The sequence below is a fragment of the Desulfonauticus sp. genome, from assembly GCF_055126295.1.
Window position 1 is genome coordinate 201,087 of record NZ_JBSRHE010000003.1, and the last position, 19,256, is coordinate 220,342.

Below are 19,256 nucleotides of genomic sequence, written 5' to 3' on the forward strand. Positions count from 1 at the left end.
TTTTCCTCCTAATTTACTTTTTTTCTAACCCCACTACAAAAAACTCCTTGCTCTCTGCTCGAGAACTTTTGGGCTTTACCTGCTTTACACTTTTAAAGTGTTTTCTGGTTTCCTTTAAAAACTCAGGAACATCTGGACCAGCAAAAATCTTTACAATAAAACAACCACCTTTTTTAAGCCAATTTAAGGCCACTTCCAGAGCAGTTAAAGCCAGTTCATAAGACCTGGCCTGGTCAGCAAATTTAATCCCTGTGGTCTTGGGAGCCATATCGCTAATTACCAAATCAAAAGGCCCTTCCTTTTCCAGAGTCTCCTGTAATTCTTCACTAGGAGAGGTTGCATCACAAGTAAAGACCTGAACCCACCCGGGAAGTTCTATGCTTAGAGGATTCAAGTCCACAGCCACCACCAATCCCTTTTCTCCCACCTTTTGACTGGCCCAGAGAGTCCACGAACCAGGGCAGGCACCCAGATCCAGAACCTTTTGCCCTTTTTTAAAAAGCCTAAACTTTTTATCTATTTCTTGTAGTTTATACACAGAACGGGCTGGATATTTTTCCTTTTTGGCCTTTTTAAAGTAATAATCTTGATAAGTTTTCACCTGTCTTTACAATTCCTTTACTTTAAGTCTAAAAGATAAATTATGCCCTTAAGCCCCAAAAGTGTAAAGATAAAATGCGAGCTAGGTCAAGAAAAGACTCTGCCCCAGGGGGTTAGGTACTTTAAGGAAATAAAAAAAGGCCAGATTCCCCTTTTTTTAGGTCTGGGACCCAATGCAGAAAAAATTCAAAAACACTTCTCCTTTGCCAAAATCTTCGTCCTTGAACATCCTTCCCTACAACTCCCAAGTACTGGGGATAAAATTCAGTATATTACCCCAGGTCACTTAACTCCAGATTTTTTAGAATTAGCCAATATCTTTATTTATTTGCCAGAAATAAAGTACTTTCCTTCCTTTTTTGGCCCAATTTTAGCCAGAATAAAAACCCTTCACTTCCCCTCTCTTCCCAGGAGCCAAGATAGTATCTGGCTATTGGCCTCTAAAAAGGGGCTGCTTACCCTGGAGTTAACCTGGGCCTTTCAAGAAGTGGGTTTAAAGGTAAGACTTGTAGAAGAGGAAAATGAACCAAACCTCCTCGCTTTATTAACCCAAGAACGACCCAAACTGGCCCTTTCGCTAAACGCCTGGGGGCTTGATAGTTGGGGGAAAATACAATTTTTACTGCAGGAGCGAAAAATCCCTCTTTTGTGCTGGCTACTGGATAACCCCTTTAATGTGCTTAGCAAATTTAGAGGGCATTTTTTTAAAAACCTTTATTTCTTACTCACAGACCCCTTTTTTCTGCCCTGGCTCCAAAAAAAAGGCCTTGAAAACCTCTTTTTTTTACCTCTAGCCTCTTGTCCTCAGATATTTGCCCATAGCACTCCTTTAAAGGAATACCAATCTCAACTCCTTTTTATCTCCAGAAGTACTTTTCCCGGCTATCACCAATACTTTGCAGGCCTGAGCCTGGACCAGGAAATAATTAAAGCTGGGAAAGAGGAGCTAGCTAAAAAAAAGCGTCCGGATTTAAGCTGGTTAAGTCAAAAAAGGGAGATTACCTTAAGTCAGGCCAGGTATCTCAATTATCAAATTCATCACCTAAACCTTCTCTATCGCCAATCCATGCTCCAGCATATTGGGCAAAAACAAGAGTTAAAAATAGTGGGCGATTCCAACTGGAAAAAATATGTAGATATTCCCCTTTTACCACCAGTAGATTACTATACCCAGTTAAAAAATGTCTACAAAAGCGCTTCTTTTGTCCTAAACTTGACTAACTTTTTGCTTCCCTTTTCTTTAAATCAAAGACACTTTGATGTCTGGTTAAGCGACTCCTTTTTACTTACAGATTACACTCCTGGTTTAAAAATTTTTCCCCAGGAAATCATTGACCACTTTTCCTTTAACACTCCTTCGGAACTGGATAAAAAAATAAATATACTGGAAAAGGACTCCAGACTTAAAAATGATATAAAAAACTTTTGCAAACAGGAGATATTACAAAAACATACCTATAAACATAGAGCTGCCCATATTTTAAATTTAGTAGAGCTATTTTCTTAAATAGGATATTCCTGCCACCTTTCCCAGAATAAAAAAGATAAACAACAAAAAGGGCAAACCCAGGTGTATCCAATCCACATACATAACTGTTTTATAGTCAAAAACAACTTGCGGGAAGTTTTTAAGCACTCTAAGCATGCCAGTAAGCACAATACCACCCCAGAGAAAAACTTTTAAACAGCCTAAAAAAGTTAAATTTTTTAATTGAAAAGAGCTAAAAAAAGTTACCACTTTATAAAAAAGATAAAAAAGTAAAATAAAGGCTAGCAAGTAGTGTAAACGATGATTTAAGTAATAATCAGCAGTCCAGGCAAAACCAGGGATATCTGCCAGATAGTAGCGTTTAAAAATGGGCATTTGAGCAAAACCAGTAAATAAAAGGGCAAAACTAAGTAGTCCTAAAAACCATTTTTCCTTTTTACTCATTTTTTTCTTCCCCCTTTTTAAGTTTGCTAACTACCTTTAAGGCCCCTGCAGCCAGGCCTGCTAGAGGTGCAGTAAGCACTGCCCAACCCAGATTTTCTTCCAGGGCCATGGAATTGGGGACAGGTTTTAAATGAGGCCTGCCTGGAGCAGTTTCTATGGCTTTATTTAAAACCTCAAAGGGAACAGGAGAAACATAAATAGTATTGGTGCCTCCGTTTTCCTTTTCCCCATAAATATAGCCTGACATTTCTTTTGCCAGTTGATGCGCTTTGGCAATAATTTCCTTGCGAGGCCCAATGGTCTGCACCCCTTCCGGACAGGCTTCTATACAGGCAGGCAATAAACCCTTTTCCAGGCGATCATAACAGCGATCACACTTATACATAACCCCATTACCAGCATAAGAGGGCAGGAGTTTTAAATATAAGCCCACGCCTGTTTGCCTTTCTGGAATATGCCAGGGACAAACACTTTTACACTTAGAGCCGCCCAGACAAATTTCTGAATTGATGCGCACAATGCCATTTTTTTGCTTTAAACAGGCCCCCCAGGGACAAAGATTGGCACAAGGAGGATTTTGACAGTGCAAGCACCGCCTGGGAATATTGATTTCATACTCCTTACCCTGCCAGGTCACATAAGCAGTCTGAATAAAAAGCCAATTATAGGGAGTTAGCCTATCATCCACATCCTGCTTGTCTGACCAGTCAGCCACCTTCACCCTGGAAGGATACATCCTGGGAAAAGGTTTTTGGGGTTTGGGAAATTTGTGGGCATTGGTCTCTTTGCAGGCCTCCACGCAGGCTCCACAACCAATACACTTGCTAAGGTCCAATAAAGTAGCCAGTTCCTCCTCATCCCTGACAGCCTTTGCTCCTTTGGGAAGCAGAGACAAGGCACTACCAGCCACCATACCCTGTAAAAACTTTCTCCTGGAAAGCATAATCCCCTCCTTCTCAATTTAGTTTATAATATAAACCAAAATAAACAGAGGTCAACACTTCAAGCAACAAAAATCTTGTTCTGCTTGCAAATCAAGGTTAATGAGGTTGCAAAAAGAAGTGGGGAAAGGAGATGATTGTCTTTTTAGCCAAGGATAAACCCAACAGTTTAGAATTAAGGCTTGCCAACCGAGAAAACCATCTAAAGCACATTGAAAAGGTCAAAAATACCGGTATTATCCACTTTGCAGGTCCCCTGCTAGATGAAGAAGGTAAGATGTGCGGAAGCCTTATTATCTTTGCTTCTGAGGACCTCCAAAAAATCAAAGACCTGGTAACTCAGGACCCCTATGTACAGGCAGGACTTTTTGCAAGCACAGAGTTTTTAAAGGTAAAAAAAATTATTTAAAAAAGTAAGCTACCTATTTAACTATCTTTTACTATTTGTAAAAAATTTTTTGACTACCTTAAACTAAAAAGCCTTTCCTGGATTTAGAATATTAAAGGGGTCAAAGACCTTTTTTACTTCCTGCATTATTGTCAGCGTTTCTGCGTCTATTTGCTTGCTAATAAACTTACGCTTACTTATTCCCAAACCGTGCTCACCCGAAAGGGTTCCTCCTAGTTCCAGAGTTTTTTCCAGGAGCAGATAGTAAACTTCTCGGGCTTTGCCTTCTTCTTTTCCAGGTTCATACATGATGTTGGTGTGAATATTGCCATCTCCCACATGGCCAAAGGCCAAAATGGGCAAAGAATATTTTTGCTCTTGCTCCCTTAGTAAACTTAAAAATTCTCCTATCTTCCCTCTGGGCACAGTAAAATCTTCGCTGAGTTTTTTAGGTCTCAACCTAAAGGCAGCAGGGCTTATATTTTTTCTAATCTTCCACAATTCTGCTTCCTCTTGCCCCCTGGCTAGAGCAAAATAATCTGCCTGAAAAATATCTTTTATCAACCTGGCTTCCTTGCCAAGAGCTTCCTCTTCCCCTAGCAACTTACCCAAAAGTACGCCTTCTACCTCTTTTTGCCAGGGAAGAGTATAGACCTTGCTTACAGCCTCTAAAGAGCTTTTATCAATGATTTCCAGGGCTGCAGGCAAGATACCTTCTTGAAAAAGCAGGGAAAAACTACGGGTCAATTGACTTAAAGAGGAAAAACCAGCTAAAAAAGAAAGTGAGGCCCTGGGCAAGGGCAAGACCTTTAAAAAAATTTTATTCACCACACCCAAGGTACCCTCTGAGCCCACAAAAAGCTTGCTTAAGTTTAGCCCCACCACATTTTTATGGCAAAAACTGGGCAAAGAAAGCACCTTGCCACCAGGTAAAACAGCCTCCAGGCCCAAGACATAATCTCCAGTAACTCCATATTTTAAGGCCTGCATTCCACCTGCATTAGTAGCCACATTCCCACCTATGGTGGAAAAGTCAGCAGAAGCTGGATCTGGGGGATAAAAAAGCTTTCTTTGGCTTAACTTCCTTTGCAACTCCCCTGTAATCACTCCAGGTTCCACTACCACCACAAAGTCTTTTTCTCTAATCTCTATAATCCTGTTTAGCCCCAAAAGGGACAAAACAATCCCCCCACCTACAGGCACACAAGCCCCGGCCCGACCTGTTCCTCTTCCTCTGGGGATAATGGGAATCCGCTCTTCCTGGGCAAAGCTCAATAAGGCCACAATCTCTTCTTTAGATCTGGGCAAAGCTACAGCCCAGGGCTCTGCCTTAAGCCCACTACTGTCTTCTCCATAGGGCAAAATCTGAGGAGCAGTAAAAAAAATTTCTCCTTTTGAAAAAAGGGATTTTAAGTATTTTTTTTGTCTCTTACTGAGCATTATTTATACTTGGCCATTTCTCGAGCCATCTCTCTGGCAATGGTTTTTTTCTTCAACTCTTCTCTAAGGTCATAAAGCTTTTTACCCCTGGCCAAGCCTATTTCTACCTTGGCCTTGCCCTGTTTAAAGTAAATTTTAAGGGGTATTACAGTATATCCCTTTTGCTCCACTTTTCCCATAAGGGATTTAATTTCTCTTTTATGGAGTAAGAGCTTTCTCTCTCGTTCTGGATCGTGCTGGGCATAGCCTGCATTTTCATAAGGTGCTATATGTACACCTACTAAAAAGACCTCTTCCTTGTGAAAACGCACATAACCATCTTTAAAACTGACTCTTCCCTGCCGCAAAGACTTCACTTCTGAACCAGTCAAGACCAGACCAGCTTCAAAAGTATCCAAAATTTCATATTCCCTGCGTGCCTTTTTATTTACTCCAATTACTTTTACACCTGTTTTTCTGCTCATTTTTCCTCATCCACTAAAGAAGTAAAAAAAGTAAGTTCCTCTGGAAATCGACTAAAAATCATTTTCCTTACAATATGATTGCTTTTAGAAACATCGTCTGAGGCTAAAACTTCTCTTAAAAGTTTTTTACATTCCTGCATGCTCGCCTGCCTGATAATCCTTTTAATGCCTGGAATGGCCTGGGGTGTAAGGCTAATACTGTCCACTTCCATTCCCATTAAAATGGGAACACAAAAGGGATCTGCTGCCATTTCCCCACACAAACTCACTTCTATTCCAGCCCTATGTCCAGCATCCACCACATGCTTAATGCAGCGCAAAATGGCTGGATGTAAGGGTTGATAGAGATAGGATACATGTTTGTTGGTTCTATCGATACCCAGAGAATATTGAATAAGGTCATTGGTACCAATACTAAAAAAATCCACTTCTTTGGCCAATAAATCAGCAATTAATACTGCTCCTGGCACCTCTATCATAATACCCACTGGAATATTGGGATTAAAATCTAAACCTTCCTTTTTTAACTCTTCTTGAATCTGCAGGTAAAATTTTTTTACCTCCCTTAACTCGTGCAAACCCGAAATCATGGGAAACATGATGGAAATGTTGCCCACAATTCCTGCCCGCAAAATAGCCCTTAACTGAGTGCGAAAAATATTTTTATATTTTTGACAAAAACGAATTCCCCTAAGTCCCAGAGCAGGATTGGCTTCTTCAATCTGGCCAAAAAGATGATCTACTTTATCTGACCCTATATCTAAAGTGCGAATGACCACCTGGCAGGGATACATAATAGAGGCCAAATCCCGATATTCTTCAAAAAGCTGGTCTTCATCTGGAAGTTGATTGCGATTTAAAAAGCTGTATTCTGTACGATAAAGACCTATTCCTTCACCCCCCTTATCAATCACAGAAGTCACTTCTTCAAACAACTCTATGTTAGCAAAAACCTTTACCTGATAACCATCTATGGTCTCTGCAGGCAGGTGACAGTAACGCATAATCAGGGATTGATAGGCCTCAAACTGATAGCGCAAGTCTGTATAGCGCGTCAGCTCTTCCTCTGAAGGCTCGATTAAAATTTTGCCTTCAAAGCCATCTAAAATAATCAAATCGCCATCTTGGATACTTTCTTCCAATCCTTCCACACCCACTACGGCTGGAATCTGTAAGGACCTGGCCATAATGCCTGCATGGGAAGTTTTGCCCCCCATGGTAGTGGCAAAGGCCATAATCTTGTCCACTTCTAAAAGAACTGTATCTGTAGGCGCCAAATCGTGCGCCAGCAAAATAACCCTCTGGGAAATCTTGGGGAGAGTCTTTTGCGTACCTAAAAGCACAGAAACCACTTTATCTGCAACCAGGTTAATATCCTGCAAACGCTGGCGAATATATTCGTTGTCCAGGGCATTAAAAATCTTCTCCAGTTCAAAAACAGCCTTTTCTATGGCCCATTCAGCATTTATCTGTTGCTCTTGAATAAACCTTTTGGCCTGACCAAATAACTTTTCATCTTTTAAAATCATCAAATGCGAATTTAAAATAGCTTCATGCTCTTTTAAATCAGCCGGAATCTTTTTCCTCACCTCTTCCATTTCCTGAGCTACACTGGAAATTGCTAGTTCCAAACGCTTAAGCTCGTCTTTTAATTCAGAAGAGGAAAGAACCAGCCTGGGACGCACAAGCCCCCGCCTGCGGTTCAGAAAAAAAGCCTTACCTATAGCAATTCCACTGGAAACAGGAATACCTCCAATAACCTTCCTAGCCATTATTTTTCCTCTCCAAATCTATCTCTAAATAAATTTTCTAAATGGTCCAAAGCTTCCCTGGCATCTTCACCCCTGGCCTTTAAAAGTAAAACCTCTCCTTTTGACACGGCCAAAGTCAAAATATCTAAAATACTTTTAGCGTTTATTTCTGTTCCTTTATAATTAATTGTAATCTCAGACTTAAATTTTAAAGCTTCTTGAGAAAGCTTTGCTGCAGGTCTTGCATGTAAACCTAAAGAATTTAAAATCACTACTTCTCTAGTTTCCTCCATTCCTGAACATCTCCTCAATTTATTTGAAATAATAAAAAGCTAATAAACACATATAAATCATAAATATAACAATCTCTCTAAACCAAAGGTATTTTTTAAAAATAAGAACAGAAATAAATAACAAAAATATTACAAAGTAAGTTGTCCAAAAATTTAAGTTAAAAGGCCAAATAAAAACAAGTAAAACCAGTATAAGACCACTATTTATTATTTTTAAGTACTGTCCTAAATTTATTAAATCCCATTTCTTTAATATAGAAAGAGCACTAAAACCATACTTTAAGCCTAAAAAAAATGTATAAAATTTAAAAATTTGTAAACCTATAAATAAAATTAATCCCAAAAAAAAAGCTGCTTTATACCAGTGTAGCACCAAAAAAAGAACAGTTAAAAGAGACCAAAAAGGCAACAAGCTTCCACCAAAAAAAGAATCTCCTAAAGCAGATAAAGTATAAACCACTGTAGGTCTTACTTTATTATAAAAAGATTTTTCAATAATATTTTGAGCTAATTTTTGTTCTAAAAATAAAAAAATCCCTACTAAAAGAGGTGTCCAAAAGGGATGGCAATTATGTAATTTGACATATCTTTTTCTAGCTTTTTGCAAATCCTCTTTTTTAGGATAAATTTCTTTTAAACCAGGATCTAAAGCATAGATTAAACCTATGTTCTGTAAGCCACGGGTGTTAAAACTGGCTCCAATAAAAAAGCTTCTCCAAAAGCATTTTAAAAAGGTAAAAGCAGAGTTATTCATTTTTTATTAAAAAAGTATATACTTCTTTAGGGCTTAATCCTGTTTCTTTAGCTATTTTTTGAGCTAGTTGTTTTGGTTTTAAATCTTTTTCTCTATATTTTTCTAAGACTTCCTTCCAATTAAGGTTTTTTTTATCTACCTTATCTTCAAGAGGAGGTCCTATTAAAATTGTAAACTCTCCTTTTAAGGTTATTTTATCTAAATCTATCTCTCCCAGGATTCCATAGATAAATTCCTCATGTATCTTACTAATCTCTCTAGCCAGACAGACCTCTCTTTTACCTAAAACTTTTAGGGCCAAATTCAAGGTTTTGGCTACCCTATTTTTTCGTTCAAAAAAAACCAGGGTACTTTTTAGCTGTTTAAACTCTCTAAAAACAGCCTCTATTTCTCCGGTTTTTCTGGGTAAAAACCCTAAAAAAGTAAAGGGTAGAGGAGCAATACCTGCGGCCATAAGTGCAGCTGTAATTGCGCTAGGTCCAGGTATGGGAATAATTGTCGCCCCTTTTTGTCGCAAGGTTCTCACCAGTTGAAAACCTGGGTCAGCCAGAAGAGGAGTACCTGCTTCTGAAAGTAAGGCTATTTCTTTTCCTTCCTGCAAATAGCTTTCTATTTGCCCTAATTTATCTTCTTCATTGTGCTCAAAAAAACTAACAATGCGGGGAAAAGGAATATTTAAAGCGCTTAAAAGTTTTTTAGCTGAACGGGTATCTTCAGCCAGGATCAAGTCCACTTTTTTCAGGGTTTCTACTGCCCTAAAAGAAATATCACCAAGGTTGCCAAGAGGAGTGGCTATTACAAACAGGCGTCCAGGATATAAAGTCTTTGGTGTGTTCAAGTTTCCATTGCTTATCTTCATAAATAATACCTACAAAATCAAAACGGCACTCTCTATGCCACAAATTGTGCAAGGTTAGATATTTTTCAGCAGTTTTATATAGGGCTGCCAGCTTTTTTTTAGTCAAAGTTTCTTGAGGAGAAACCTGTTTATTTTGCCTAACCCTTACCTCTACAAACACCAGGATGTCTTTATACTCGCAGATAAGGTCAATCTCTCCGTAGGCAAAGGAAAAGTTTTTTTCTAAGATTTTATACCCCTGGCTTTTAAGATACTTTTCAGCTAATTTTTCTCCCTGCTTACCCAGTTCTAAATGCCTGGCAACCATTTTCTACCCTGCTTTTGACTTACTCCTCTAAAAGTAAGCCTATGTAAAGGAGTAGGGCCCAATTTAGTCAAACTTTCTAAATGCTCTTTAGTAGCATATCCTTTATGTTTTTCCAAGCCATAACCTGGATAACGCCTGGCCAGCACACACATCACCTTATCTCTAATGGTTTTGGCCAAAATGGAAGCTGCAGAAATTTGAGGGATTAGACTATCTCCTTTAACAATAGCTTGCTGGGAAAAGGGAAAATTGGGGATGGTTTTATTGCCATCAATTAACACCAGCTTGGGTGTTTTCTTTAAAGCCAACACAGCCCTGCGCATGGCCTTAAGGGAAGCTTGCAAAATATTTATCTTTTCTATTTCCCTGGGCCAAGAAAAACCAAAAGCCCAAGCAAGAGCTTGGGCTTTTATTTTCTCAGCCATAACTTCTCTCTTTTTAGGAGACAACTGTTTAGAATCTGTTAAATCAGGACAATGAAAGCTTTCAGGTAAAATAACTGCCGCAGCAACTACTGGCCCTGCCAAACACCCTCTGCCAGCTTCATCTACACCTGCAATTTCGGTAACAGAATATTGGCTTTGAACTGTTCTTAAAAAAACATCTAATTCCAATTCTCTTTATTCTTGATGCGAGCAGCTTTACCTTTAAGCTTACGCAAGTAATAAATTCTACCCTGACGAACCTTACCTTCACTAATTACTTCAATTCTTTCAATAAAGGGAGAATGCATGGGAAAAACTCTTTCTACGCCAACCCCACCACTAACCTTTCTTACTACAAAAGTACTATTGGTTGTACCTCTCTTCACTCGAATTACTGTGCCCTCAAATACCTGAATTCTTTCTTTTTCACCTTCAATAATTCTTACATGAACCTTTACAGTGTCTCCTGCCTTAAACTTAGGCAGATCCATGCGCATTTGTTCTCTTTCAATCTTTTCCAATATGTTCATAACTCTACTCCTTAGAAAAATTCTCCTAAAATCCGATCTACCATAATGGCGGTAGCTGATCGAACTGAAAGATGATTATATTTTCTACCAAAACCTATTGGTTGCAAAATATAGTCTGACTCTTGCAAAACCTCTGGGGTCAGACCGTGTCCTGTACCCAAAATGAGTAAAACCGGACTTTCTCTCAATAACTCTCTCATTTTCACTAGAGGAGTATCTCCTTCTCTAGCACTGGTAGCCACCAAAACTGGCCTCTTGCCTGTTTTGGCTTGAATCTTTTTCACTACCTCTTGAAGAGAAGAAGCAACCCTCACTCCAGAAAGGGCCCTGGCTCTATCTTTATTGAGTTTACTACTGGGCCCTGTTGTCCAATGAGCAAGTAATCTTTTTGCCAGCTCCTGCTGGTCTTTTAAGGGGGTTACCAGGTAATATCCCCCCAACCCGTAAGTCCGTAAGATGCGTCCAATATCGTGAATGTCTAAATTTGTCAAAGAAGTTGTGCTTACTTTTTTAAATTTATCTAAAACCGGATGATGAAGCAAGGTCAAATAAAGATTTTTTCCTAAACAAGGTTCATTTATTTCCTGTAAAAAAGCTCTATCCTCTGAATTAAGGGAAGATTGGAAAAGAAGTTCTGGCCTGTTTTTTAGCGTTATTTCCAGAGATTTTTCCCTTCTCCATTTAGCTATTTTTTGATGATGGCCAGATAAAAGTACTTCTGGGACTTTTAGGCCCTTATATTCCTCTGGCCTGGTGTAATGCGGATATTCTAAAAGAAAATTATTAAAACTTTCCTCCTGAAAAGAGGCTTCCTTACTCATAAACCCTGGAAGTAACCTGGAAACAGCCTCAATTACAGCCAGGGCTGCCACCTCTCCTCCATTTAAAACATAATCTCCTATAGAAAGAGTTTCTAGAGAATGAAGCTTTACTAAGCGATTATCTATCCCCTCATAACGACCACAAACCAAAACTATTTCCCTTTGTTTACTCAAGTTAAAAGCGTTTTTTTGGTTAAAAAGCTTGCCTTGAGGAGAAAGTAAAATCTTTTTTGCTCCACTTGGGACAGTTTGTAAGGCTTTATCCAGGGTCTCTACCAGCATAACCATGCCAGCTCCGCCACCATAAGGCTTATCATCTACGCTTTTATGCTTATCCAAGGCATAGTCTCTAGGATTTATAAAAGTAAAGTGTAACAAACCTTTTTCTTGGGCTTTCTTTAACTGGCCACAAGCTAAGGCTGAGCTAAAATATTCTGGGAACAAAGTGATTAAGTAAAAATGTATGCTACTCATTTAAATAGATATCTAAAAGTCCTTCTGGAGGGTCAATAACTGCTTTTTTCTCCTCAGCAAGCATCTGAACAATAAATTCTTCTTGGGCTGGGAACAGTATTTCCTTGCCTTGAGGCGTTTTAATCTCCCAAATCTCATTTTCACCAATAAGCTGAATATCGTTTATGGTCCCTAAAAATTCACCCGGACTTAAATATACCTGCCAGCCCCTTAACTCAAAAAGATAAAACTCTCCTTCTTCTTTGGGTGGAAAATCTCTGGCTGCAAAATAAACTTCTGACCCTCTAAACTCTTCTGCTCTAGTCCGATCTTCTATATTTTCCACCAGCAACAATACTCTTTTCTGATGAGGCCGCCAGCTAATTATTTTAAATCTATAATATTTTTCTTTTAAAGGAGGTTTAAGATAAACAACCTCAAAATTGTCCAAAAAAAAGGGGGAGTGAGCAAATAAGTCTATACTCAACTCCCCTTTTAGTCCGTGTGGTTTGGCGACCTTACCACAAAGGACCAGGTCTTTTGCCATGTTACTCTATAATCTCTAAAACTGCTCTTTTCTTGGCTTTAGTGGAAGCAGCACTTAAAATAGTGCGCATAGCACGAGCAGTGCGACCCTGTTTACCAATGACTTTACCCAAGTCTTCTTTGGCTACTTTTAACTCAATTACTGAGGTTTGCTCACCCTCAATCTCAGAAACCTTTACTGCATCTGGATTGTCTACCAAAGATTTGGCAATGTACTCAATCAAATCCTTCAACATAAGCACCTCCACTTTAAACTTCAGTTCTTAATCTTCGGCCTTAAACCAACTTCAGGCCCATCCACTACAAGCCTGCTTTTTTTAAAAGTGAACGGACAGTATCTGTGGGTTTTGCCCCTCTTTCCATCCACTTTTTTAACTTTTCAGGATCAATTTTAATTTCAGGTGGCTCAGTCATGGGATTATAATAACCAATAATCTCCAAAGCTCTGCCGTCCCTTTTGTTTTCACTGTTTACAGCTACTACCCGATAAAAAGGTCTCTTTTTAGATCCCATTCTGGTCAATCGCAATCTCAATGCCATATCTTTTTAACCCCCATAAGATTTTTGCCTAAAATTAATTAAAATTTAAAATTAAAAAATAAGTTTGTCTAGCGAAAAAAGTCAACTTTTATTTTTTCTTCTTTTTCTTTAACTTTTTACGCTTAGCCTTTAACTTTTTTCTATCCACTTTACGCTCTGTTTTATTACCCAAACGTCTACCACCACCCATCTGACCCATCATTTGCTGCATCATTTTGCGCATCTGCTCAAAATTCTTCAACAGGGCATTTACATCCTGAACTGTAGTACCACTACCTTTAGCAATCCTCTCTTTTCTGCTGGCATTAATTATTTTGGGATTACGCCTCTCTTCCTGGGTCATGGAATTTATAATGGCTTCTATCTTCACCATTTCTTTTTCTGGAATTTTTACATTTTTTAACTGATCCCTGAGTTTGCCCATACCTGGAATCAATTTGAGCAGTCCTTCAATAGAACCCAGCTTTCTTATACGACGCATCTGAGTTCTAAAATCTTCCAGATCAAACTTGGCAGTTTTTATTTTTTCTTCTAATTTAGTAGCTTCTTTTTCATCTATACTAGATTGGGCCTTTTCAATGAGCGTTAAGATATCGCCCATGCCCAAAATACGAGAAGCAACCCTATCTGGATGAAATATTTCCAGATCCTTTAACTTTTCACCTACACCAATAAATTTAATAGGTTTACCAGTAACAGATTTAATAGAAAGAGCTGCACCACCTCTGGCGTCACCTTCCATCTTAGTCAAAATTACGCCAGTTATATCCAACAATTCATTAAAACGACTGGCTACATTCACTGCATCCTGACCAGTCATTGCATCAGCAACAAACAAAATTTCCTTGGGAGAGCAAGCTTTTTTAATCTCTACTAGCTCATTCATCAAAACTTCATCTATGTGCAAACGCCCCGCTGTATCCAAAATCAAGACATCGCAATTCTTGCTCTTAGCATCTTCTACAGCCTGTAAACAAATATCCACAGGTGACATCTCTGCCCTGGAAGGAAAAACAGGCATGTTAATTTCTTGAGCTAACTTATGTAACTGCTCAATAGCTGCTGGACGATAAACATCTGCTGGCACCAGATAGGGAGAAAATTTCTGGCGACGTAAAAATAAAGCTAGCTTGGCTGCAGAAGTGGTTTTACCTGACCCCTGTAAACCAACTAGCATGATAATGTGAGGGGGAAGTCCAGTTAAATTTAAGCCAACATTGCTCCCCCCTAAAAGCTCTATTAGTTCTTCATGAACTATTTTGACTACCTGCTGGCCAGGAGTAAGGCTTTTTAAAACTTCCTTTCCTAAAGCCTTTTCTTTTACTTTTGCAGTAAAATCTCTAACTACTTTATAGTTAACATCTGCTTCTAAAAGGGCTAAGCGAACTTCTCTTAAGCCCTCTTCAATACTACTTTCATCCAGGCGTCCTCTACCCTTAATTTTTCTAAAAATACCGTCTAAGCGTTCTGATAAATTATCAAACATAGTGTTACTATCCTAAAGAGGAGTAAAATAGACTTCGTTATCTTCAAGGGTAGAAAAGAGTCAAGAAAAATTTTGCCTCTTTTTAACAACCTTTAATCTTTAGGTTTTCTTTTTCTTTAAAAAGCAAAAATTAATCCCCAATTCACCTCTAGGAAAAACTTCTTATTTTCCAGGATTGACTTAACTTTACTATTAGTTTTAAAGCCATTGGGTAAGCTTTTGGATTGCGGAGGAAAAAATGGAAAACATCGTGGTTATTGGCTCCCAGTGGGGAGATGAAGGAAAGGGAAAAATAGTTGATATTCTCACGGAAAAGGCTGATTTAATTGTTCGCTTTCAAGGTGGTAATAACGCAGGCCACACCTTGGTAGTGAATAATAAAACTTTTATTTTTCATCTTATTCCTTCTGGAGTTTTACATCAAGAAAAAGTGTGTCTCATTGGCAATGGAGTTGTTTTAGACCCTCAAGTGCTCTGTACTGAAATAGATGCTTTGGCCAAAGAAAATATTTTTATTACTCCTAAGCGGCTTAAAATAAGTAAAAAAACCCATATTATAATGCCTTACCATAAGCTTCTGGATGGATTAAGGGAGCAATTTAAATCTGGCAAAGATAAAATAGGAACTACTGGTAGGGGTATTGGTCCTTGCTATGAAGATAAAATGGCTAGAGTAGGTATTAGAGCTGGAGATTTTCAAAATTTAAACCTCTTAAAAGAAAAAATAAAAAAAGCCCTGGTGGAAAAAAATATTCTTTTCAAACATCTTTATAATCATCCAGGCCTTTCAGCAGAAGAAGTTTTTCAAGAAATAAAGCCTTTTGCCCAAAGATTAGTAAACTATCTTGCAGATGTAAGCTCTGAAATAGAAGAAGCTCAAAAAAAGAAAAAAATTGTCCTCTTTGAAGGGGCCCAGGGTACTCATTTAGACATTGATCATGGCACCTACCCCTTTGTCACTTCCTCCAACACAGTTGCAGCAAATGCAGCTACAGGAAGTGGCACTTCTGCTAGAAGTTTGAAGAGGATTGTGGCCATTGTCAAAGCTTATACCACCAGAGTTGGAAGTGGTCCTTTTCCAACAGAAGATGAAGGTCCTTGTGGAGATTTTCTTCAACAAAAAGGAGCTGAATTTGGTGCAACCACTGGCAGAAAAAGAAGATGTGGCTGGCTGGATATGGTCATCTTGCGCGAATCCCTAAGGTTAAACGGACCTACAGAATTAGCTATCACCAAACTGGATGTATTAGGTGGGCTGGAAGAAATAAAAATCTGTACTTCCTACAAGTACAAAGGTGAAACTATCTATTATCCTCCTCAAGAAGAAAATGGTCTAGCTGAAGTAACTCCCATTTATCAAACTTTGCCAGGCTGGAAAGAAGATATCTCCAATATAACCAACTATAAAGACTTACCTGAAAATACTAAAAATTACCTTAAAACAATAGAAAATATTTTAGGAGTACCTATAAAAATTATTTCTGTTGGTCCTGCAAGAGAACAAACCATTTGGCTTGACTAAATGCAATTAAAAAATGAACTACTGATTTATTTAGATAAATTAAAAAACAAACCTCCTTCTAGCTTTATAATAGAAGGAGGTTTGGAAGAATCTAGATTAGAATTTTTTAAATTAATAGCTAAAAAATTAAACTGCCCTCAAGGTGGTTGTAATAATTGTAATTTCTGTTTAAATATTGATAAAAAAGAAGGTATAGATACTTTTATTTTTTCAAGCCAGGAAGTCCGTATAGAAAATATTAAAGAACTAAAATCAAAACTGGCTAATAAACCAAAATTAAATTATCGTTTAATTTGTTTTGAAGAAGCTCAAGATTTAAATATAAACTGTTTAAATTCACTTCTAAAAGTTTTAGAAGAAACTCCACCTCAAAATATATTCTTCTTTTTACTTCCCCAAAGAGAAAGTACTTTACAAACTATTGTTTCCAGAAGTTTTATTTTAAATATATCCTTTTTTAGAAGAGAATTAAATTTAAATATTCCTCTAGAAGAAATAAAAAAATGTATTCATCAAGGACACACTATTTTAAGCCTAAAAAAGAAGTTTAATTACAGCAAAAAAGATATCAGAAATTTAATTAACTATTTCCAACAAGAATTAATCAATGCTTTTTTAAATAAAGAGAGTATTTTTCATTCCCTAGATGAAAATCAGTTTTTTAAGTTAACCAATATTTTAAATAAAGCTCAAGAATGTCTTGCTTATAATTGTAATCCTCAATTAGTATTAGAATGGATGTTGGTAAAAATTTTTTTAATATCTAAAAAACTATAATTTTATAGATTTTCTTCTTTAATAACTCTATCAAAGCAAATTAATTTTTCTTCTCCTTCCAGGTTAGCCAGTTTTACTCCCATGGTATCTCTTCCAGCTACTCTTATATCTTTAACTCCTATTCTTATAATTTTATTGTTAGAATTCAATAAAATAATTTCATCTTCTTCATTAACTAAAATAGACCCACATACATTCCCAGTTTTAGAATTTACTTTCATATTCTTAATACCTTTTCCGCCTCTGGACTGAATTCTATACATATCTAGAGAAGTTCTTTTACCATATCCATTATCAGAAATAGTTAATAACTCATATCTATTATCTCCATTAATTTCTACTGCTGAGACTACAATATCATTAAGTCTTAAAGCTATTCCCTTTACTCCCATGGCATTTCTACCTATGGCTCTAACTTCATTGGTATTAAAACGAATACAATATCCATTTTTAGTAACTAACATAACTTCAGAATCATTATGAATTATCTTTACATCTATAAGTTCATCATCATCTCTTAAGTTAATAGCAATAATTCCATTTTGTCTTATATTTTTAAATAAAGAAGTATTAGTCTTTTTAACTAATCCTTTTTTAGTAACAAAAAAGAAATAATGATTATTATCCAAATTTCTCTTAAAGGCTAGTTTGCTAATAAATTCTCCTTCTTCTAAAGGAATTAAATTTTTTATATGGATACCTTTTGCTATTCTACTGGCTTCAGGTATATCGTAAACTTTTAACTTATAACATTTACCTTTATTAGAAAACAAATATAAATCTTGGTGGTTAGAAGTAGTAACAAGATCAATAACAAAATCATTATTTGATACATTTGCCCCTACTATTCCCTTACCACCTCTTCTTTGTTGATTATAAACACTTAAAGGTGTTCTTTTGATATATCCATTTCTAGTTAAAGTAACCACAACTTCTGTATCCGGAATAATATCTTCTATATTTATACTATCTGGATCATATGGTAAAATAACACTCTTTCTTTCTGAAGAATATTTTTCTTTTATTTCCTCTAATTCTTCTTTTATAACTCCTTTTAACACATCTTTATTATTTAAAATACTTTTTAAATATTCTATTTTTTTAATTATCTCATTATATTCATCTATTAATTTTTGTTTTTCTAGGTTAGTAAGACGTTGTAATTTCATATCTAAAATAGCTTGAGCTTGAATTTCAGAAAAATTATATCTAATCATCAATTTTTCTTTAGCTTCAGCTGGAGTTTTAGATTTCTTTATAATATCAATAATTTCATCAATATTATCTAAAGCAATTTTTAATCCTTCTAAAATATGTGCCCTTGCTTCTGCTTTTTCTAAATCAAACTTAGTTCTTCTTATAATAACTATTCTTCTATGTTCTAAAAAATACTCTAAAATTTCTTTTATATTAAGAAGTTGAGGTTTACCATTAACTACAGCCATTAAATTAATTCCATAGGACTGCTCTAAACCAGAAAACTTATATAATTTATTTATAACTATATCTTCATAAACTCCTTTTTTTAATTCTATAACAATTCTAATACCATTTCTATCAGATTCATCTCTTAAATCAGAGATACCTTCAATTTTATTTTCATTTATTAACTGGGCGATTTTTTCTACCAGATTAGACTTGTTAACTCCATAGGGAATTTCTTTAATTACAATACTTTTATGATTTTTATTTTCTTCTACTTCTATTTTAGAGCGTATTTTTATACTTCCTCTTCCTGTTTCATAAGCAGATTTAAGACCTTCTTTTCCATAAATAATAGCGCCAGTTGGAAAGTCAGGACCTTTAATATATTTCATTAAATCAGATATAGAACATCCTGGATTATCTATTAAAAACAATAAAGAATCTATTACTTCTTTTAAATTATGTGGAGGAATATTAGTAGCCATTCCAACTGCAATACCAGAAGATCCATTTATAATTAAATTGGGAACTTTAGTTGGAAGTACTTCTGGTTCAACTAAAGAATTGTCATAGTTTGGGCGAAAATTAACTGTATTTTTTTCTATGTCTGCTAAAAATTCTGAAGCTATTTTAGAAAGCCTGACTTCCGTATAACGCATTGCAGCAGCAGAATCACCATCAATGGAGCCAAAGTTACCTTGACCTTCTATTAAAGGCTCTCTCATATTAAAATCTTGAGCCATTCTCACCAAGGCATCATATACAGCAGAATCACCATGAGGATGATATTTACCTATTACATCACCAACTATTCTAGCTGATTTTTTAAAAGGTTTATTATAGGTATTACCAAGTTCGTGCATAGCGTATAAAATACGTCTATGCACTGGTTTCAAACCATCTCTAACATCAGGAAGAGCTCTACCTACAATAACACTTAAAGAATATTCTAAATAAGATTTCTTTAATTCATCTTCTATATTAATATAGTTCAACATAAA

22 protein-coding genes are annotated in these 19,256 nt (G+C 36.6%); 4 read left to right on the plus strand and 18 right to left on the minus strand.

Annotated elements, in window-relative coordinates; genetic code table 11:
- Positions 1-13 precede the first annotated feature (13 nt).
- Complete coding sequence (locus ACTCIM_RS03185; protein ID WP_464278883.1) at positions 14-601, minus strand: RlmE family RNA methyltransferase; 588 nt, start codon at positions 599-601, stop codon at positions 14-16.
- A 42-nt stretch (positions 602-643) separates the two neighbouring features.
- On the opposite strand from ACTCIM_RS03185, the gene ACTCIM_RS03190 reads away from it, so the two are divergent.
- Positions 644-2,107 carry a glycosyltransferase family protein gene (locus tag ACTCIM_RS03190; protein ID WP_464278884.1) on the plus strand — a complete coding sequence of 488 codons (1,464 nt, stop codon included), beginning with the start codon at positions 644-646 and terminating at the stop codon, positions 2,105-2,107.
- Here ACTCIM_RS03190 and ACTCIM_RS03195 read toward each other — a convergent pair.
- The gene (locus tag ACTCIM_RS03195; RefSeq protein WP_464278885.1) at positions 2,096-2,533 is read right to left on the minus strand and encodes an iron-sulfur cluster-binding protein; all 438 of its coding nucleotides are present in this window, start codon (positions 2,531-2,533) and stop codon (positions 2,096-2,098) included. The genes ACTCIM_RS03190 and ACTCIM_RS03195 overlap by 12 nt on opposite strands.
- Entirely contained in the window at positions 2,526-3,476 is a 951-nt protein-coding gene (locus ACTCIM_RS03200; protein WP_029967755.1) for a 4Fe-4S dicluster domain-containing protein, read from the minus strand. The genes ACTCIM_RS03195 and ACTCIM_RS03200 overlap by 8 nt, the downstream gene beginning before the upstream one ends.
- A 131-nt stretch (positions 3,477-3,607) precedes the next feature.
- On the opposite strand from ACTCIM_RS03200, the gene ACTCIM_RS03205 reads away from it, so the two are divergent.
- On the plus strand, positions 3,608-3,883 hold the full coding sequence (locus ACTCIM_RS03205; protein ID WP_464278886.1) for a YciI family protein: 276 nt from the start codon (positions 3,608-3,610) through the stop codon (positions 3,881-3,883).
- Between the two features lie 63 nt (positions 3,884-3,946).
- Here ACTCIM_RS03205 and ACTCIM_RS03210 read toward each other — a convergent pair whose 3' ends face one another.
- From ACTCIM_RS03210 to ffh, 14 genes are all read right to left on the minus strand, one after another.
- Positions 3,947-5,302 (minus strand): FAD-binding oxidoreductase, encoded by a 1,356-nt coding sequence (locus ACTCIM_RS03210; RefSeq protein ID WP_472313838.1) that lies wholly within the window; start codon positions 5,300-5,302, stop codon positions 3,947-3,949.
- Positions 5,302-5,766, minus strand: coding sequence for an SsrA-binding protein SmpB (smpB, locus tag ACTCIM_RS03215; protein ID WP_464278888.1), 465 nt, complete (start codon positions 5,764-5,766; stop codon positions 5,302-5,304). The genes ACTCIM_RS03210 and smpB overlap by 1 nt, the downstream gene beginning before the upstream one ends.
- On the minus strand, positions 5,763-7,538 hold the full coding sequence (gene ptsP / locus ACTCIM_RS03220; protein ID WP_472313841.1) for a phosphoenolpyruvate--protein phosphotransferase: 1,776 nt from the start codon (positions 7,536-7,538) through the stop codon (positions 5,763-5,765). The genes smpB and ptsP overlap by 4 nt, the downstream gene beginning before the upstream one ends.
- Positions 7,538-7,810, minus strand: coding sequence for an HPr family phosphocarrier protein (locus tag ACTCIM_RS03225; protein ID WP_464278889.1), 273 nt, complete (start codon positions 7,808-7,810; stop codon positions 7,538-7,540). The genes ptsP and ACTCIM_RS03225 overlap by 1 nt, the downstream gene beginning before the upstream one ends.
- A 19-nt stretch (positions 7,811-7,829) precedes the next feature.
- Positions 7,830-8,564, minus strand: coding sequence for a PTS system mannose/fructose/sorbose family transporter subunit IID (locus tag ACTCIM_RS03230; RefSeq protein ID WP_464278890.1), 735 nt, complete (start codon positions 8,562-8,564; stop codon positions 7,830-7,832).
- Entirely contained in the window at positions 8,557-9,423 is an 867-nt protein-coding gene (gene rsmI / locus ACTCIM_RS03235; RefSeq protein ID WP_472313844.1) for a 16S rRNA (cytidine(1402)-2'-O)-methyltransferase, read from the minus strand. Before rsmI ends, ACTCIM_RS03230 begins: the two co-directional genes overlap by 8 nt.
- Positions 9,332-9,730 (minus strand): YraN family protein, encoded by a 399-nt coding sequence (locus ACTCIM_RS03240; RefSeq protein ID WP_464278892.1) that lies wholly within the window; start codon positions 9,728-9,730, stop codon positions 9,332-9,334. The genes rsmI and ACTCIM_RS03240 overlap by 92 nt, the downstream gene beginning before the upstream one ends.
- On the minus strand, positions 9,712-10,344 hold the full coding sequence (locus ACTCIM_RS03245) for a ribonuclease HII (RefSeq protein ID WP_472313846.1): 633 nt from the start codon (positions 10,342-10,344) through the stop codon (positions 9,712-9,714). The genes ACTCIM_RS03240 and ACTCIM_RS03245 overlap by 19 nt, the downstream gene beginning before the upstream one ends.
- Positions 10,335-10,685 carry a 50S ribosomal protein L19 gene (gene rplS / locus ACTCIM_RS03250; RefSeq protein ID WP_464278893.1) on the minus strand — a complete coding sequence of 117 codons (351 nt, stop codon included), beginning with the start codon at positions 10,683-10,685 and terminating at the stop codon, positions 10,335-10,337. The genes ACTCIM_RS03245 and rplS overlap by 10 nt, the downstream gene beginning before the upstream one ends.
- Positions 10,686-10,696: 11 nt before the next feature.
- Entirely contained in the window at positions 10,697-11,980 is a 1,284-nt protein-coding gene (gene trmD, locus ACTCIM_RS03255; protein ID WP_464278894.1) for a tRNA (guanosine(37)-N1)-methyltransferase TrmD, read from the minus strand.
- The gene (rimM, locus tag ACTCIM_RS03260; RefSeq protein WP_464278895.1) at positions 11,973-12,506 is read right to left on the minus strand and encodes a ribosome maturation factor RimM; all 534 of its coding nucleotides are present in this window, start codon (positions 12,504-12,506) and stop codon (positions 11,973-11,975) included. The genes trmD and rimM overlap by 8 nt, the downstream gene beginning before the upstream one ends.
- Position 12,507: 1 nt before the next feature.
- A complete protein-coding gene (locus ACTCIM_RS03265) occupies positions 12,508-12,741 on the minus strand; it encodes a KH domain-containing protein (protein WP_029967722.1) in 234 nt (77 codons plus the stop codon).
- 64 nt (positions 12,742-12,805) lie between these two features.
- Positions 12,806-13,045, minus strand: coding sequence for a 30S ribosomal protein S16 (gene rpsP / locus ACTCIM_RS03270; RefSeq protein ID WP_029967720.1), 240 nt, complete (start codon positions 13,043-13,045; stop codon positions 12,806-12,808).
- An 88-nt stretch (positions 13,046-13,133) separates the two neighbouring features.
- Positions 13,134-14,531 (minus strand): signal recognition particle protein, encoded by a 1,398-nt coding sequence (ffh, locus tag ACTCIM_RS03275; RefSeq protein ID WP_029967717.1) that lies wholly within the window; start codon positions 14,529-14,531, stop codon positions 13,134-13,136.
- 238 nt (positions 14,532-14,769) lie between these two features.
- Between ffh and ACTCIM_RS03280 the strand changes: the two genes are divergently transcribed.
- Both ACTCIM_RS03280 and ACTCIM_RS03285 read left to right on the plus strand, forming a co-directional pair.
- Positions 14,770-16,053, plus strand: a complete 1,284-nt coding sequence (locus ACTCIM_RS03280; protein WP_029967710.1) for an adenylosuccinate synthase — start codon at positions 14,770-14,772, stop codon at positions 16,051-16,053.
- Entirely contained in the window at positions 16,054-16,830 is a 777-nt protein-coding gene (locus ACTCIM_RS03285) for a hypothetical protein (protein ID WP_029967708.1), read from the plus strand. It abuts the gene before it with no gap.
- Between the two features lie 2 nt (positions 16,831-16,832).
- Here ACTCIM_RS03285 and gyrA read toward each other — a convergent pair whose 3' ends face one another.
- A complete protein-coding gene (gyrA, locus tag ACTCIM_RS03290) occupies positions 16,833-19,253 on the minus strand; it encodes a DNA gyrase subunit A (protein WP_464278897.1) in 2,421 nt (806 codons plus the stop codon).
- Between the last annotated feature and the right edge of the window lie 3 nt (positions 19,254-19,256).

Coding starts and splice junctions, on each gene's coding strand:
- ACTCIM_RS03190 (WP_464278884.1), top strand. CDS start 644: ATGCCCTTAAGCCCCAAAAGTGTAAAGATAAAATGCGAGCTAGGTCAA.
- ACTCIM_RS03195 (WP_464278885.1), bottom strand. CDS start 2,533: ATGAGTAAAAAGGAAAAATGGTTTTTAGGACTACTTAGTTTTGCCCTT.
- ACTCIM_RS03200 (WP_029967755.1), bottom strand. CDS start 3,476: ATGCTTTCCAGGAGAAAGTTTTTACAGGGTATGGTGGCTGGTAGTGCC.
- ACTCIM_RS03205 (WP_464278886.1), top strand. CDS start 3,608: ATGATTGTCTTTTTAGCCAAGGATAAACCCAACAGTTTAGAATTAAGG.
- ACTCIM_RS03210 (WP_472313838.1), bottom strand. CDS start 5,302: ATGCTCAGTAAGAGACAAAAAAAATACTTAAAATCCCTTTTTTCAAAA.
- smpB (WP_464278888.1), bottom strand. CDS start 5,766: ATGAGCAGAAAAACAGGTGTAAAAGTAATTGGAGTAAATAAAAAGGCA.
- ptsP (WP_472313841.1), bottom strand. CDS start 7,538: ATGGCTAGGAAGGTTATTGGAGGTATTCCTGTTTCCAGTGGAATTGCT.
- ACTCIM_RS03225 (WP_464278889.1), bottom strand. CDS start 7,810: ATGGAGGAAACTAGAGAAGTAGTGATTTTAAATTCTTTAGGTTTACAT.
- ACTCIM_RS03230 (WP_464278890.1), bottom strand. CDS start 8,564: ATGAATAACTCTGCTTTTACCTTTTTAAAATGCTTTTGGAGAAGCTTT.
- rsmI (WP_472313844.1), bottom strand. CDS start 9,423: ATGAAGATAAGCAATGGAAACTTGAACACACCAAAGACTTTATATCCT.
- ACTCIM_RS03240 (WP_464278892.1), bottom strand. CDS start 9,730: ATGGTTGCCAGGCATTTAGAACTGGGTAAGCAGGGAGAAAAATTAGCT.
- rplS (WP_464278893.1), bottom strand. CDS start 10,685: ATGAACATATTGGAAAAGATTGAAAGAGAACAAATGCGCATGGATCTG.
- trmD (WP_464278894.1), bottom strand. CDS start 11,980: ATGAGTAGCATACATTTTTACTTAATCACTTTGTTCCCAGAATATTTT.
- rimM (WP_464278895.1), bottom strand. CDS start 12,506: ATGGCAAAAGACCTGGTCCTTTGTGGTAAGGTCGCCAAACCACACGGA.
- ACTCIM_RS03265 (WP_029967722.1), bottom strand. CDS start 12,741: ATGTTGAAGGATTTGATTGAGTACATTGCCAAATCTTTGGTAGACAAT.
- rpsP (WP_029967720.1), bottom strand. CDS start 13,045: ATGGCATTGAGATTGCGATTGACCAGAATGGGATCTAAAAAGAGACCT.
- ffh (WP_029967717.1), bottom strand. CDS start 14,531: ATGTTTGATAATTTATCAGAACGCTTAGACGGTATTTTTAGAAAAATT.
- ACTCIM_RS03280 (WP_029967710.1), top strand. CDS start 14,770: ATGGAAAACATCGTGGTTATTGGCTCCCAGTGGGGAGATGAAGGAAAG.
- ACTCIM_RS03285 (WP_029967708.1), top strand. CDS start 16,054: ATGCAATTAAAAAATGAACTACTGATTTATTTAGATAAATTAAAAAAC.
- gyrA (WP_464278897.1), bottom strand. CDS start 19,253: ATGTTGAACTATATTAATATAGAAGATGAATTAAAGAAATCTTATTTA.